This is a genomic window from Streptomyces nogalater (assembly GCF_039532885.1).
In the GTDB taxonomy this organism is placed as follows: domain Bacteria; phylum Actinomycetota; class Actinomycetes; order Streptomycetales; family Streptomycetaceae; genus Streptomyces; species Streptomyces nogalater.
This window is the reverse complement of the sequence record NZ_BAAASM010000056.1, coordinates 56,477-68,863: the sequence shown is the minus strand read 5'-3', so window position 1 is coordinate 68,863 and position 12,387 is coordinate 56,477. Positions and strand designations below refer to the sequence as shown.

The following is a 12,387-nucleotide window of genomic DNA, read 5'->3' as shown; positions in this document are numbered from 1 at the left end:
GCGACGACGGCACGAACGGCGGGTTGTGGTGCTCACCGGTCGCGAAGACGTCCAGCCCGACCTCTTCGGCCTTCAGCGCGATGGCGACCATCGCCTTGATCCGCTCGCCCTCGGTCGGGGTCCGCCCCGTCGTCGGGTCGGTGGTCACGTCCCCGACGGTGAAGATCCCGAACTGCATGACCGCCTCCATTTGGTTGACCGTTCAACTATACCCCTCCAACGGTCGGCCCGGCCCGGGTATTCCCCCGGCCTCAGAAGGCGTACGCATCCCCCGTGGCCGGCACCAGCACCCGCGTGCGGTCGTTCGCGCGGTCCTCGTCCGGCACATCGGACCGCCATGCCGTCTCGATCTCCGGGGTCCGCTCCGACGGCCGCTCCCGCAGCCGTACCGGCAGCCGCGGCCGCTCCCCCGCCGCGCCCGCGGCCGGCGGACCGGTGGCGCACAGGACCGTACGCTCGTCCTCGCACACACCGGGCCGGCAGCTCCTGCCGCTCGGCCGGCGGCACCGGCCGGCGCAGCCGGACCGTGGCGTCCGCGACCTCGGCGGGCCCACCGCTGTACGGGGTCAGCGACACCTCCGCCCGGTCCCCGTCCACCACCCACGCCCGCATCCGCACGCCCCCTCACCACTCACCACTCTCCGCTCGCCGCTCGCCGCTCCACTGCCGTACGGATGCATGCCACGCGCGCCGCCCGGCAGGCGCCCTCCGACAGGAGACAGGGGCCGCACGGGCGCCGCGTGCGAAGCTGCCCGTATGACGGTCCTCCGCTCCGCCGCCCTGTTCGTCGTCGCCGCGCTGTTCGAGATCGGCGGCGCCTGGCTGGTCTGGCAGGGCGTACGGGAGCACCGGGGCCCGCTGTGGATCACCGGGGGCGTCCTCGCGCTCGGCGCCTACGGCTTCGTCGCCACCTTCCAGCCCGACGCCCACTTCGGCCGCATCCTCGCCGCCTACGGCGGGATCTTCGTGGCCGGCTCGATCCTGTGGGGCGTGGTCGCGGACGGCTACCGGCCCGACCGCTGGGACATCACCGGCGCGCTGGTCTGCCTGGCCGGGATGGCGATCATCATGTGGGCACCGCGGAACGGCGGCTGAGGCCTCACCTACGCTGGACCGAACCGTCCCGACGCAGCAACAGGAGCCGCCATGGCCACCGCCGCCCCGTCCGCCGCCTCCCGCATCGCCGTCGTCACCGGCGCGAGCAGTGGCATCGGCGCCGCCACGGCCCGGCAGCTCGCCGCGGCCGGCTACCGCGTCGTCCTCACCGCCCGCCGCAAGGACCGTATCGAGGCCCTCGCCGAGGAGCTGACCGGGGCCGGGCACTCGGCGGTGGCCTACCAGCTCGACGTGACCGACCGCGCGGCCGTGGACGAGTTCGCCTCCGCCTTCAAGACGGTCGGCGTGCTGGTGAACAACGCGGGCGGCGCCCTCGGCGCGGACCCGGTGGCCACCGGCGACCCGGCGGACTGGCGCTCGATGTACGAGACGAACGTCATCGGCACCCTGAACGTGACGCAGGCGCTGCTGCCGAAGCTGGAGGCGAGCGGTGACGGCGTGGTCGTGGTCGTCTCCTCCACCGCCGGCCACGGCACCTACGAGGGCGGCGCCGGCTATGTCGCCGCCAAGCACGGCGCCCATGTGCTCGCCGAGACCCTCCGCCTGGAGATCGTCGGCCGGCCGGTCCGGGTCGTGGAGATCGCGCCCGGCATGGTCCGCACCGAGGAGTTCGCGCTGACCCGCTTCGGCGGCGACGCCGAGAAGGCGGCCAAGGTGTACGAGGGCGTCGCCGAGCCCCTCACCGCCGACGACGTGGCCGAGACCGTCACCTGGGCGGTGACCCGCCCCAGCCACGTCAACATCGACCTGCTGGTGGTGCGCCCGCGCGCCCAGGCCTCCAACACCAAGGTGCACCGGGACCGGGGATGACCGACGGCGCGCCCGCGGGCGACGGCTCACCGGAGTCCGCGGCGCCCCCGGTGTCCATCCCCGCGGTACGGCACGCGAAGTAGGACCCGGGACAGCGCTGTCTATAGTCAGTCAGGTGACGAACTCAGTGGACCGGCGGACGCAGGCCGCACAGAAGCGCCGGCGGCTCACGGCGGCGGCGGCCCGGGTCCTGCACGAGCAGGGCGTCGAGCGCACCACGCTCGCCGGCATCGCGCGCGAGGCCGGCGTCCCGGTCGGGAACGTCTACTACTACTTCAAGACCAAGGACGAGCTGGTGCGGGCCGCGCTGGGCGAGCACCGCGACCGGCTGGACGAGCTCACCGCCGGGCTGGACCGGCTGCCGGCCCCGCGCGACCGCCTCAGGGCCCTGATCGAGGCCTGGGTGTCGGAGCGCGAGACCACCGCCCGGTACGGCTGCCCCCTCGGCACCCTGGCCGCCGAACTCGGCAAACGCGCGGACGGCACACCGGCCGCGGAGGCCGGCGCGGTGATCCGCCGCCTGATGGACTGGGCCGCCGCCCAGTTCCGCGCCTGGGACGTCCCCGACCCCGACGCCCACGCCCTCACCCTGGTCTCCGCCTACCAGGGCATGTCCCTCCTGGCCCACGCCCTGCGCGACCCGGCCGTCATGACCCGTGAGGGCGCCCGCCTGCTGCGCTGGCTGGACTCGCTGCGGGCCGGTCCCGGCGTCAGCCCTTGACGCAGACGACCTGCTTCAGCTTGGCCACCACCCGCACCAGGTCCTGCTGCTGGCCGATGACCTGGTCGATCGACTTGTAGGCGCCCGGGATCTCGTCCACGACACCGGCGTCCTTGCGGCACTCCACACCCCGGGTCTGCTCCTCCAGGTCCTGGGTGGAGAAGCGCCGCTTGGCCGCGTTCCGGCTCATCCGCCGGCCGGCGCCGTGCGAGGCCGAGTTGAAGGCCAGCTCGTTGCCGAGGCCGCGCACGATGTACGAGCCGGTGCCCATCGAGCCCGGGATGATGCCGTACTCGCCGGAGCCGGCCCGGATCGCGCCCTTGCGGGTGACGAGCAGGTCCATGCCGTCGTACCGCTCCTCCGCCACGTAGTTGTGGTGGCAGGAGATCTCCTGCTCGAAGACCGGCTTGGCCTTCTTGAACTCCTTGCGCACCACGTCCTTCAGGAGCGCCATCATGAGCATGCGGTTGTACTTGGCGTACTCCTGCGCCCAGAACAGGTCGTTGCGGTAGGCCGCCATCTGCGGGGTGTCCGCGACGAAGACGGCGAGGTCGCGGTCGACCAGGCCCTGGTTGTGCGGGAGCTTCTGGGCCACGCCGATGTGGTGCTCGGCGAGTTCCTTGCCGATGTTGCGGGAGCCGGAGTGGAGCATCAGCCACACCGAGCCGGACTCGTCCGTGCACACTTCGACGAAGTGGTTCCCCCCGCCCAGGGTGCCCATCTGCGCGACGGCCCGTTCCCGCCGGAACCGCACGGCGTCGGCGACCCCGTCGAACCGCTCCCAGAAGTCCTCCCAGCCGGCCGTGGCCAGCCCGTGGAAGCCCCGCGGCTCCACCGGGTCCGTGTGCATCCCCCGCCCCACCGGGATCGCCTGCTCGATCCTCGACCGCAGCCGGGACAGGTCTCCGGGCAGGTCGTTGGCGGTCAGGGAGGTCTTCACCGCCGACATCCCGCAGCCGATGTCCACGCCCACCGCCGCCGGGCACACCGCGTCCCGCATCGCGATGACCGAGCCGACCGTCGCGCCCTTGCCGTAGTGCACGTCCGGCATCACGGCCAGGCCCTCGATCCACGGCAGGGTCGCCACGTTCTGGAGCTGGCGCAGGGCCACGTCCTCCACCGTCGCCGGGTCCGTCCACATCCGGATCGGCACCTTCGCGCCCGGTATCTCCACGTACGACATGTCTTCCTCTTTCCCCCGGAAAATGGCAACAAAAGACTTAAAAGCAGCAAAACGCAAAAGAGGCGCCAAGGTCATCGAAAAGGACAAGGGACCGGCGTCCACGGCAGTGCGTGCGATACACATTGTCTGCAAGGGGCGCCCCGCCGCGGCAAGCGAATAACCGGCGGGGACACTGGAGCACCAAGCGCGCACAGACCGTCGAGAGGAGCCCGACCGTGCAGCGGAAGGCCTACGCAACCGGCACCGCCGCCCTCCTCGCGGCGCTGCTGGCCGGCTGCACGAGCGGCTCCGGGGACGACGGCACGGCGGACAACGCCAACCCGGGCGACACCGGCCGGGCGACCGTGGCCGCGGAGCCCGGCAAGTACCGCACGCTGCCCGAACCGTGCGGCGCGGTCGGCCACGACGCCCTGGACACGCTGCTGCCCGGCATCCAGCGGATCACCGACCCCGGCCAGCGGGACCACGCCTACCAGGGCGAGGCCGCGCTGACCTACGACACCGACCGCAAGGTGGGCTGCCGCTGGAAGGTGGAGTCGGCCGACGTCACCGACCGGCTCTCCGTCGACTTCGAGCGCGTGGTGTCCTACGACAACACGGTCAGCGACGACGACCAGGCGCAGCGGCTGTTCCAGGAGAAGCAGGCCGCCGCCGACCTGCCCGCGCCGAGCGGCGGCACGGCACCGCCCTCGTCCCCGGCGCCGACGGCGTCCGCGAAGGGCTCGCCGAGCACCACCGCGTCCCCGTCCGCGACGAACCCTTCCGCCGACTCCCCGTCGTCCGGGGCCGCTTCGGGGTCCGCCTCGTCCTCGCCGTCCGGCTCCGCCGACGCCTCCGCCGAGCTCCAGCCCCGCACCCTGTCCGACCTCGGCGACGAGGCGTATCTGGACGATCAGCTGGGCAGCTCCGGTTCGACCGCCGAACAGCGCACGGTGACTGTGGTGTTCCGCACGTCCAACGTCGTCGTCACCCTCCAGTACGAGGAGCAGCCGACGGCCGTCGGAACGGTCCCGGACAGCAAGGAAATGCAGGACAGGGCCCGTGAGCTGGCCGCGCGGCTGGACGACGCGCTCGGCGGCTGACCGCCCGGCCGGCCCCGCCCCCGGGCGCGCGAACGGAAACCGCGCGCTCTCCTCACCGCGTACCGTGGCCCCGCAGGAACCCGCACGAACACCGAGCGTCATGAGTGAAGGAACCATGCAGCGAGCAGCCCAGCGAGACGACCGTGCCCAGCGACACCAGCGAGCCAAGCGCCTGCGCCGCGCGCTTGTCTGCGCGGCAGCCGTTCCCGCGGTCCTGATCACCGCCGGCTGCTCCTCGGACTCCGGGGACTCCAAGGCCGGGTCCGGCAGCGAGAGCGCCGGCCCGACGGCGAGCGGCGGCAGCACCAAGCCCTCCGCGAGCGCGTCCCCGACCGTGCGGCCCGCCGCGTACGGGAAGCTGCCCGACCCGTGCGAGGTGCTGTCCGGCAAGACCCTGGCCGACCTGGTGCCCAAGGCCGCGGAGTCGGGCAAGAAGGGCGGCTCGGACGAGCCGTCGTCGCGTGCCTCCTGCGCCTGGGACAGCCTCGCCAACAACGGCGTGAAGGGCTCGCAGTTCCGCTGGCTGAACGTCTCCCTGCTGCGCTTCGACTCGGACGTCACGCGGGGCGCCGCCGACGAGCAGGCGCACGCGTACTTCAGCCGGCAGGTGAAGGACGCCCAGTCGGTGGACGGCGCGAAGGACACCAAGATGGTGCCGCTGTCCGGGACCGGCGCCGAGGCCGCGGCGGTGCGCTACGACCTGAAGAAGAAGGAAGGCCTCTTCAAGCAGCAGACGGTCGTCGCCCGGGTGGAGAACGTCGTGGTCACCCTGGACTACAACGGCGCCGGTCTCGCGGGCGAGAAGACGCCGGACGCCGACGACCTGACGAAGGACGCGGAGAAGGCGCTGAAGGAAGCCGTGGCGTCGGTGTCGAAGGCCAACGGCGCGGCGGGCGAGGCGGGTTCGCAGCCGTCGGACTCCGCGTCCGGGTCCCCCTCGAAGCCGGCCGCCTCCAGCGCGTCCCCGTCCGGGCCGGCCGGCAAGGAGGCCTGACCGCCGGGCCGTAGCGGGTGACCGGTACCGCGTGCGTCGTACACGTGTGCCACCCTGTTGCGCGCAACAACACGCAACGGGAGGGGAGTACGAGTGGCCGCGCCACCGCAGCTGACTCGGATGCACCGCGTTCTCATCGGCGTGGTCGTGACCGGTGCGCTGATCATCGCCGGTATCGGCTTCGCCGGTTCGTACGCGGCCGTCCGTGAGCTGGCCGTCAAGAAGGGCTTCGGGAACTTCTCCTATGTGTTCCCGGTGGGCATCGACGCGGGCATCTGCGTCCTCCTCGCCCTCGACCTGCTGCTGACCTGGATCCGCATCCCGTTCCCGCTGCTGCGCCAGACGGCGTGGCTGCTGACGGCGGCGACGATCGCGTTCAACGGCGCCGCCCTATGTAGGTCGTTCATCCTGTCCGTTGTCCACGGAGATGAGCCCCCAACCACCCTGCGACCTCAGCCGACGAGGACCCGCACCATGCACCGGTGTGGGTCCTCTTTTTGATCTCGGTTACTTAACGTGATCAGTTTCAAGGTGAAGCACCGAGATACCTCACTCGCCTCGGAACCACCAGGGGACGTCAGCACTCCCGCCGACCACGTCTCTGAAGGGGCCACCCTGCCCTGGCAGGCCTCAGATCCCGGCAGTGGGCCACTCGGGCCCCCATGGGTGCCTCTGAGGCGCCGTATGGGCCCTCAGTCTGATTCGGTTGAGGGCCCGGGCACCATGTCCCGCCCGCTGCCATTGAGGCCTGGCTTCCCGCCCGCTGCTCTGCTTATTCCCAGATGATCCAAGGTGCGGTTCATAACCTGGAGTGCGAGCGACAGGGTCTCCTTGTCTTCGATGACGCTGAACACTTCCTCAATCTTTCGGCGGACTAGGAGCTTCTCGTCCGAAGTCTGATCGATCCTCGCTGCATGTAGCGTTTCCTGAAGTTGCCTGAAGGCGCCGAGGACGGAGTCGACCTTCTGTTTGGGGTCACCGGTCGCGAACTGGAGGTCGGCATAGCGGCTGACCCACCAGACGGGACCGAGTACCGGGTCCGTGAGACGGTCGAGCAGTAGCTCAAGTTCGACTGTCTCTCGCGCATGTGCTGACCGTAGGGCCTCTTCTTCTTCAGCCCGCCGCATCGCCGCCTCTCTCATCGGCTTGGGGACACGAATTCGCACGCGCCCTTCCACCCGGATTCGCTGCCCATGATCCCCAAGCTCCTGACTGAGCGCGGAGTTCATGGCGTCCGCTGCGGCGGCACGATCCAGCAGGCGATACGTGCTGGCCACACTCGTCAACTCTTCCCTGAGGAGGTGCCGAGCCAGTGCATCCGGAGCAAGGGGGCGAGGAGCAGGAGAATCAAGATTCAGCCACCACCGGTAGCGAATTATGGCGTGATAGTGCAGCCCATGATCTTTGCTTTCCAGGGATGCGGAGAAGGAGCGACGATCAGAGATTCGCCGCTCCTTCAGCCAGTCGAGGATCCGAATCATTACGTTGTGGGATCCGCCTCAGTCACGTCTTGGGGATTCTGCGCTATGGGTGTGGTTCCGGGCTGCGCAGCAGGAGGGTCATACGATGTCTCGTAAGTCCGTTGGACCTCCGTGAAGAGGGCGACGATCAGAGCGTCCCTCAACGGCCCTTCCTCCTTGACGACATCTCTGATCGGAGGGTTGACGATCCCCGTGGCACGACCGAGCGCGATGATGATGTCGACCACCGGGCCCTGCGGCAGTAGCCCCATTTCCGCACCCTGACGCCAGTTCAGCAAGGTGCGTTGGGCATGGACGACATCCGCGCTTTGCTCAATGATGTGCCGCCACCCTTCGAGCAGGCGCCGACGTATCGCGTCGCCCGGCTCGCCTGGCTGCGTCAGTGCCACTGCGAGAGGCGACTTCTCCAGCTGATCGGGACTTGAGGGCACACTGAAGACGTCGTAGAAGACGTTCAGCTGCGTTCCGGTCGGCTTTCCAGAATTCATGATCCATTTGACGACGGTGTCGGTCACGAGAGGCGCAAGGTCACCGTCGGAGGCCAGCACACGCACGGCCTTGGTGGCGTCCTTCAGGGCTTCCTCAGAGCCGGGGGAGCTGAGGACGTAGCGTGCCCGGGTCAGGGCTTGGCTGGGGTATTCCTTCCCGAACGAACCTGAGCAGGCTCGGGCGACGGCGCGCTGCCGTGTCGGCTCCGACTTTCCTGCGGCCCACCTGGCCAACTCGGCCCTCGCCTGACTTCCCAGGGTGGCGTGTACGGCGAGATCGGAAATGAGATCTCCGACAAGTTCCAAGTGCTGCTTGCCGCCGTTGCGGAGCCACCCTTCTGCGAGGTCGAAGATGGGAGCGATGCCCACGGTCTCCGCGAGTTGCGTCAACGCAGAAGCAAGGGCATCGAGGTGGTCCTTGGCCGGGCCCTGGCTGATGTCCTGGAGCCACTGGGTCAGCACTTCTTGACTCAACTGCGTGTGCCGTGTCCAGAGGTATCGCAGGATTGCAGGCCCTTGAGACTCGTGGGCGAGAGATGCGACGCCTGTGTCCGCGTCGAAAGACATGCCTGCCGGTTCGAGTCGGCTCGGCGCGTCCGGCATCGCGAGGAGCCCGCCCTCGGGCATGGGTAGGTTGATCTTCGGCGCGGCAAGCAGGAGGTCAGCGCTGTTCAGAACAACCGCAGCGGGCGCCTTGTTGAGGTACGCGCCAGCGATTCGGACGGCTCGCGTCTCTACGCCTTCCCTGCCGCCGCTGAACCAGTCACTCAGGTGACTTTTCCAGCCCTTGTACTCATCGAGGGCGTCCTCGTCCTCGATATGCTTGGCCTTCGCAATGATCGAAGCAAGCCGAGCCGCTTCACCAGGGGCGCAGTCTTCCGGCAAAAGGCCGTAAAACACGCCTTCCTTGTTGTCGATCCACCCGGAGCGGTCCCGCGTCCCCTCTTTGCTCTCCAGGTACTTCTTGACGACGTCATCGGGCTTGGGACGCTCGATCTCCACCACGAGGATCTCGGGATGGGGCCCGCCTGCCCGTGCCTGGGACCAGACGGTCTTCGTGGCCGTGATGACCATGTAACTGCCTGCATTGCGCAGCCCGGACGCGTAGGTCACGAGGTCGCTGTAAAAGGCGTCAGGGAGAGCCTGAGTGACGCCGCGCAGGTTGAGGAGATAGCCGACGCCGCGTTCTTCCGGCAGGCAGGCAACGTCCGGTTCGTCCCAGTCGGGCAGTAGCTCAGATATTCGATGCGTCGCAACGTTCGTGGCCGCCAGCAGCCGGAGCCCAGCCGACTTGCGGCCGTGTTCCTCAGGGGCGAGCAGGACCACGACGCGGACGTTCGCAGTACTCCCGAAGGACAGTCGGACAGCCTGCGCGGCTCTCTCGAAATTGTCACCCGGGCTGACGAAGCGGTTCGCCGGCATCAGCTTTTCCGGGTCGACCGGATGAGGCCGGAGGTGCCGCAGCCCGGTCAGGTAGTTCGTGATGTTGTTGTCCCGGCCGGCGATGTTCTGGTCGCCGAGGACGACGTTCTCCTTGACGTCCTGCTTCACCGTGGGGTCGTTCGGGGGCGGAGTCGGCGACGTCATCAGCGCGCGCCTCCGAGGTTGTTGTCACGTCCCGCGACGTTGATGCTGCCGAGGGCGAAGTTCCCGGTCACCGTCTGCTGGGCGATCACCGGGGCTTCCACACCCTGGGCCTTCAGAGCATCAATGAACTCCTGGAGCGCTTCCGGCTGGTCGTCGCCGAAGCAGGAGGCAAGAATCTCGCGCACTGGCGCCTGCACGCCCTGCGCCATCAACGGCCGTTGGTCAGGCTCAAGCGCCGCGACCGCCTGTTCCAGCGAGTTCAGTCGCGCCAGTACCTCGGCCTCGCCTTCCGCTCCCTCGCCGCGGCGGCGGCGGAAAAAGTCGACGAAGCTCTGCCGGGTATACCCCCAGGCATCGGTGCCCATAGCTCCCGCCATGGCCGCACTGGCTGTGACCAGAAGATCGGTCGGTGTCGACACGACAGCTCCCCCATGTGTGCTTTGACACAGCCGTGCCCTGACGTTCGAGCCAGCTGTGGTCTGTGACTTGTACGGGGATGATATGTCCACAGTGATTGCGTAAGGCACCGATCATGCGCGCTGTGGCCGGATTCCGTTGACTGCACTCATTCCTCGCTGTGCACCGGGGCGACAGGCCGCGCATCACTCCTGCCAGCTGGCGCAGGTCTGCCCTGTGCCGTTGCCGTGGGAGCGCCATAGCCTGACCGCCATGACGATCGACGACATATCCCTGAAGCACCACGACGGTCAGGAAGCAGAGTCGCTGCTGGAGGAGTTGTGCGATGCGTACGCCGATGCCTACGGGGTGGAGCCTCGTGAGGAGAAGACGGCTGCGTTCCGTCGCCGGGCAGAGAAGCAGTTCGCACGTCCCGGGTTTGCTCTGGTCACGGCGCGGTCCGAGGGCCGGCTAGTGGGGTTCGTCTTCGGCTACACGCTCCCGGCCGGGGATACGCACTGGTGGGGCGGGGTGCAGCCGGAGCCCACGACGGAGTTCCTGGAGGAGACTGGGTCGCGGACATGGGTGCTGTCGGAGATCGAGGTGCGGCAGGCATGGCAGGGCAAGGGGACAGGCCGGGCGCTGCATGACGCGGTGCTCGGTGCGCGGGGCGAGGAGCGGGCGACGTTGGCGACAGGCCCGGACGCTGCGGCGCAGCCGGTGTACGAGTCTTGGGGGTGGCGACGGGTGGGCCGGATTCCCGGGGACGAAGGCGACTACTACTCGGCCTACGACTTGTTCGTGCTGGAGCTGCCGGTCAGCCGGTAGTGGGCCAGAAGGTCGTCGAGTGTGCGGACGGCCCGGCTGCGCTGCCAGGGGGTGAGGGCGGTGCGGAGGTCGGCGATGCGCTGGGTGATGCGCGGGGAGCGGTTGACGCCGGAGATGCGGGCGATGTCGCCGACGATGGTGCTGGCCTCGGCGATGTCGCCCTGCTGGAGGTGGGCCTGGCTCTGCAGGGCGAGGGTGTGGGCGTAGTTGTGCACGTTGGTGGGGTCGATCATGGGCAGTGAGGTGCGGGCGGCTGCCAGGGCCTTCTCGGGGGTGTCGAGAACGAGGGCGCATTCGGCGCTGGTGCCCCAGTAGAAGGACTCGTCGTAGAAGTACCACCAGGAGGCGCGTGGGGTGCCGGCGGCCATGTCGCGCACGGCGGCGTGTTCCTGTTCGAGGGCGCGGTGGGCCTTGTCGTGCTGCTGGGCGGCGGCGAAGGCGCGGGCGGCGACGTCGGCGGCGTAGCCGAGGGCGGCCGGGCTGTCGGTCTGGGCGGCCCAGGCCTGGGCCGCGATGGCATGGTCGATGCCGACGCGGGGTTTGTTCTGCCAGGTGGCCAGCTGGCTCATGGTGCACAGGACGTAGGTGACGAGCTCGGTGTTCTCGGCGTCGTGGGCGGCGGTGCGGGCGTCGTCGTAGTAGTACTGGGCGGCCCGGTAATCGCCGAGGTTGTACAGCTGCCAGCCGACCATCTGGCTGAGCTCGGCGTACACGGTCAGCACCCGGGGGCGGAGTTCTTCGGGGGCGCTGGCGACGAGGTCGGCGATGACCTGGCGTTGGGCGAGGGCGGTCTGCAGGGCGATCTGCGGGCCGAGGACGTCGCCTTGGCGGCGGTAGTGCTGCAGGACGCGTTCGGCGTGGGAGATGGTGGCGAGGTCCAGGCGGCTGGGGTCGTCGACGACGGCGGCGACGCGGTCGCGTTCGTCGGCGTCGGCGATGTCCAGCAGGGGCGCGGCGGCGGCCACGGTGAGCGCGGTGCTGATCTTCAGGAGCAGTTCGCGGCGGTTGAGCCCGGGGTTGGCCTGCTGTACCCACATGATCAGTGCCTGTGCCAGTTCCTCGAAGCGTACGTCGTGCAGCCGGTGGACCAGGGTGCCGGCCAGCTGCGGGGTGAGTAAGAGCGGTTCGGCGGCCAGGCCGTCCAGGAGATCGGCGCCGACTGCGGGGGCGGTGCCAGCTGGGGCCGGTGACGGGTGTGGCGGCGGGTGGCCGTGGTTGGGGAGGTCAGCGAGCAGGTCGGCCACGGAGCACTCGTAGAGCTGGGCGAGCCGGTCCAGGGTGTCGAGCGAGGGGGCATGCCCGGTGCTGGCGGGCCAGAGTTCCCAGGTGGAGATGTTCTTGAAGGCCTTGGGGTCGTCCGGCCACCGCTGGTTCCACAGCTCGGCGACCTGGCGCTGGCTCAGGCCGCGGGCCAGCCGGGGCGCCACGCGGGCGTTGACCCGGTAGCGGTGCCGGACGGCGGCAGCCGCCTCGGGCCAGGTCTTGCCGGCCGCCCGCAGCTCGGTGGCGAACTGCACCTGTTCCTGCCTGCGGCTACGGGGTCTTGCTGCCACCCAGCCCCCTCTCGGCCGTGTGTGGATCGCACCTTGTTCAGCACGGTAGCGCGGCGCGGGGCGCGTCAACACGCGTGTGTTCCTTCCCGGTTGAACCGGGAGATCGCGGCCTCATGTTGGCGGCTGGACGGGATGGCCCTGCGTGCTG

General features: G+C 69.4%; 13 protein-coding genes and 1 pseudogene. 7 read left to right on the top strand and 7 right to left on the bottom strand.

The window, feature by feature from the left end:
- Positions 1 to 178 (bottom strand): LLM class flavin-dependent oxidoreductase (locus tag ABD350_RS30950; RefSeq protein WP_344352238.1); only part of this gene is annotated, 178 nt, incomplete at its 3' end.
- 73 nt (positions 179 to 251) lie between these two features.
- A complete protein-coding gene (locus ABD350_RS30945; RefSeq protein ID WP_344352236.1) occupies positions 252 to 470 on the bottom strand; it encodes a hypothetical protein in 219 nt (72 codons plus the stop codon).
- 286 nt (positions 471 to 756) lie between these two features.
- On the opposite strand from ABD350_RS30945, the gene ABD350_RS30940 reads away from it, so the two are divergent.
- The 3 genes from ABD350_RS30940 to ABD350_RS30930 all read left to right on the top strand — a co-directional run bounded on the left by ABD350_RS30940 (position 757) and on the right by ABD350_RS30930 (position 2,647).
- On the top strand, positions 757 to 1,095 hold the full coding sequence (locus tag ABD350_RS30940) for a YnfA family protein (RefSeq protein ID WP_344352235.1): 339 nt from the start codon (positions 757 to 759) through the stop codon (positions 1,093 to 1,095).
- A gap of 51 nt (positions 1,096 to 1,146) precedes the next feature.
- On the top strand, positions 1,147 to 1,926 hold the full coding sequence (locus ABD350_RS30935; RefSeq protein ID WP_344352234.1) for an SDR family NAD(P)-dependent oxidoreductase: 780 nt from the start codon (positions 1,147 to 1,149) through the stop codon (positions 1,924 to 1,926).
- A 115-nt stretch (positions 1,927 to 2,041) separates the two neighbouring features.
- Positions 2,042 to 2,647 (top strand): TetR/AcrR family transcriptional regulator, encoded by a 606-nt coding sequence (locus ABD350_RS30930; RefSeq protein WP_344352233.1) that lies wholly within the window; start codon positions 2,042 to 2,044, stop codon positions 2,645 to 2,647.
- On the opposite strand, the gene ABD350_RS30925 is transcribed toward ABD350_RS30930, so the two are convergent.
- Positions 2,637 to 3,830 carry an RtcB family protein gene (locus tag ABD350_RS30925; RefSeq protein ID WP_344352232.1) on the bottom strand — a complete coding sequence of 398 codons (1,194 nt, stop codon included), beginning with the start codon at positions 3,828 to 3,830 and terminating at the stop codon, positions 2,637 to 2,639. The genes ABD350_RS30930 and ABD350_RS30925 overlap by 11 nt on opposite strands.
- A gap of 215 nt (positions 3,831 to 4,045) precedes the next feature.
- On the opposite strand from ABD350_RS30925, the gene ABD350_RS30920 reads away from it, so the two are divergent.
- The 3 genes and pseudogenes from ABD350_RS30920 to ABD350_RS30910 form a co-directional block, all read left to right on the top strand.
- The gene (locus ABD350_RS30920; RefSeq protein ID WP_344352231.1) at positions 4,046 to 4,912 is read left to right on the top strand and encodes a DUF3558 domain-containing protein; all 867 of its coding nucleotides are present in this window, start codon (positions 4,046 to 4,048) and stop codon (positions 4,910 to 4,912) included.
- A gap of 115 nt (positions 4,913 to 5,027) precedes the next feature.
- Complete coding sequence (locus tag ABD350_RS30915; RefSeq protein WP_344352230.1) at positions 5,028 to 5,906, top strand: DUF3558 family protein; 879 nt, start codon at positions 5,028 to 5,030, stop codon at positions 5,904 to 5,906.
- A 93-nt stretch (positions 5,907 to 5,999) separates the two neighbouring features.
- Positions 6,000 to 6,296, top strand: a pseudogene (locus ABD350_RS30910) (DUF2637 domain-containing protein); the annotation flags it as partial.
- Positions 6,297 to 6,598: 302 nt separating this feature from the next.
- Here the strand turns inward: ABD350_RS30910 and ABD350_RS30905 are convergent.
- The 3 genes from ABD350_RS30905 to ABD350_RS30895 are packed head-to-tail and all read right to left on the bottom strand — an operon-like array spanning position 6,599 to position 9,881.
- Entirely contained in the window at positions 6,599 to 7,387 is a 789-nt protein-coding gene (locus ABD350_RS30905; protein WP_344352229.1) for a hypothetical protein, read from the bottom strand.
- The gene (locus ABD350_RS30900) at positions 7,387 to 9,426 is read right to left on the bottom strand and encodes a hypothetical protein (protein WP_344352228.1); all 2,040 of its coding nucleotides are present in this window, start codon (positions 9,424 to 9,426) and stop codon (positions 7,387 to 7,389) included. The genes ABD350_RS30905 and ABD350_RS30900 overlap by 1 nt, the downstream gene beginning before the upstream one ends.
- 35 nt (positions 9,427 to 9,461) lie before the next feature.
- A complete protein-coding gene (locus tag ABD350_RS30895) occupies positions 9,462 to 9,881 on the bottom strand; it encodes a hypothetical protein (RefSeq protein WP_344352227.1) in 420 nt (139 codons plus the stop codon).
- A 250-nt stretch (positions 9,882 to 10,131) separates the two neighbouring features.
- Here ABD350_RS30895 and ABD350_RS30890 point away from each other — a divergent pair, with 250 nt between their 5' ends.
- Complete coding sequence (locus ABD350_RS30890) at positions 10,132 to 10,686, top strand: GNAT family N-acetyltransferase (protein ID WP_344352226.1); 555 nt, start codon at positions 10,132 to 10,134, stop codon at positions 10,684 to 10,686.
- Here ABD350_RS30890 and ABD350_RS30885 read toward each other — a convergent pair.
- Positions 10,647 to 12,239 (bottom strand): helix-turn-helix domain-containing protein, encoded by a 1,593-nt coding sequence (locus tag ABD350_RS30885; protein ID WP_344352225.1) that lies wholly within the window; start codon positions 12,237 to 12,239, stop codon positions 10,647 to 10,649. The two genes, ABD350_RS30890 and ABD350_RS30885, sit on opposite strands and share 40 nt — an antisense overlap.
- Between the last annotated feature and the right edge of the window lie 148 nt (positions 12,240 to 12,387).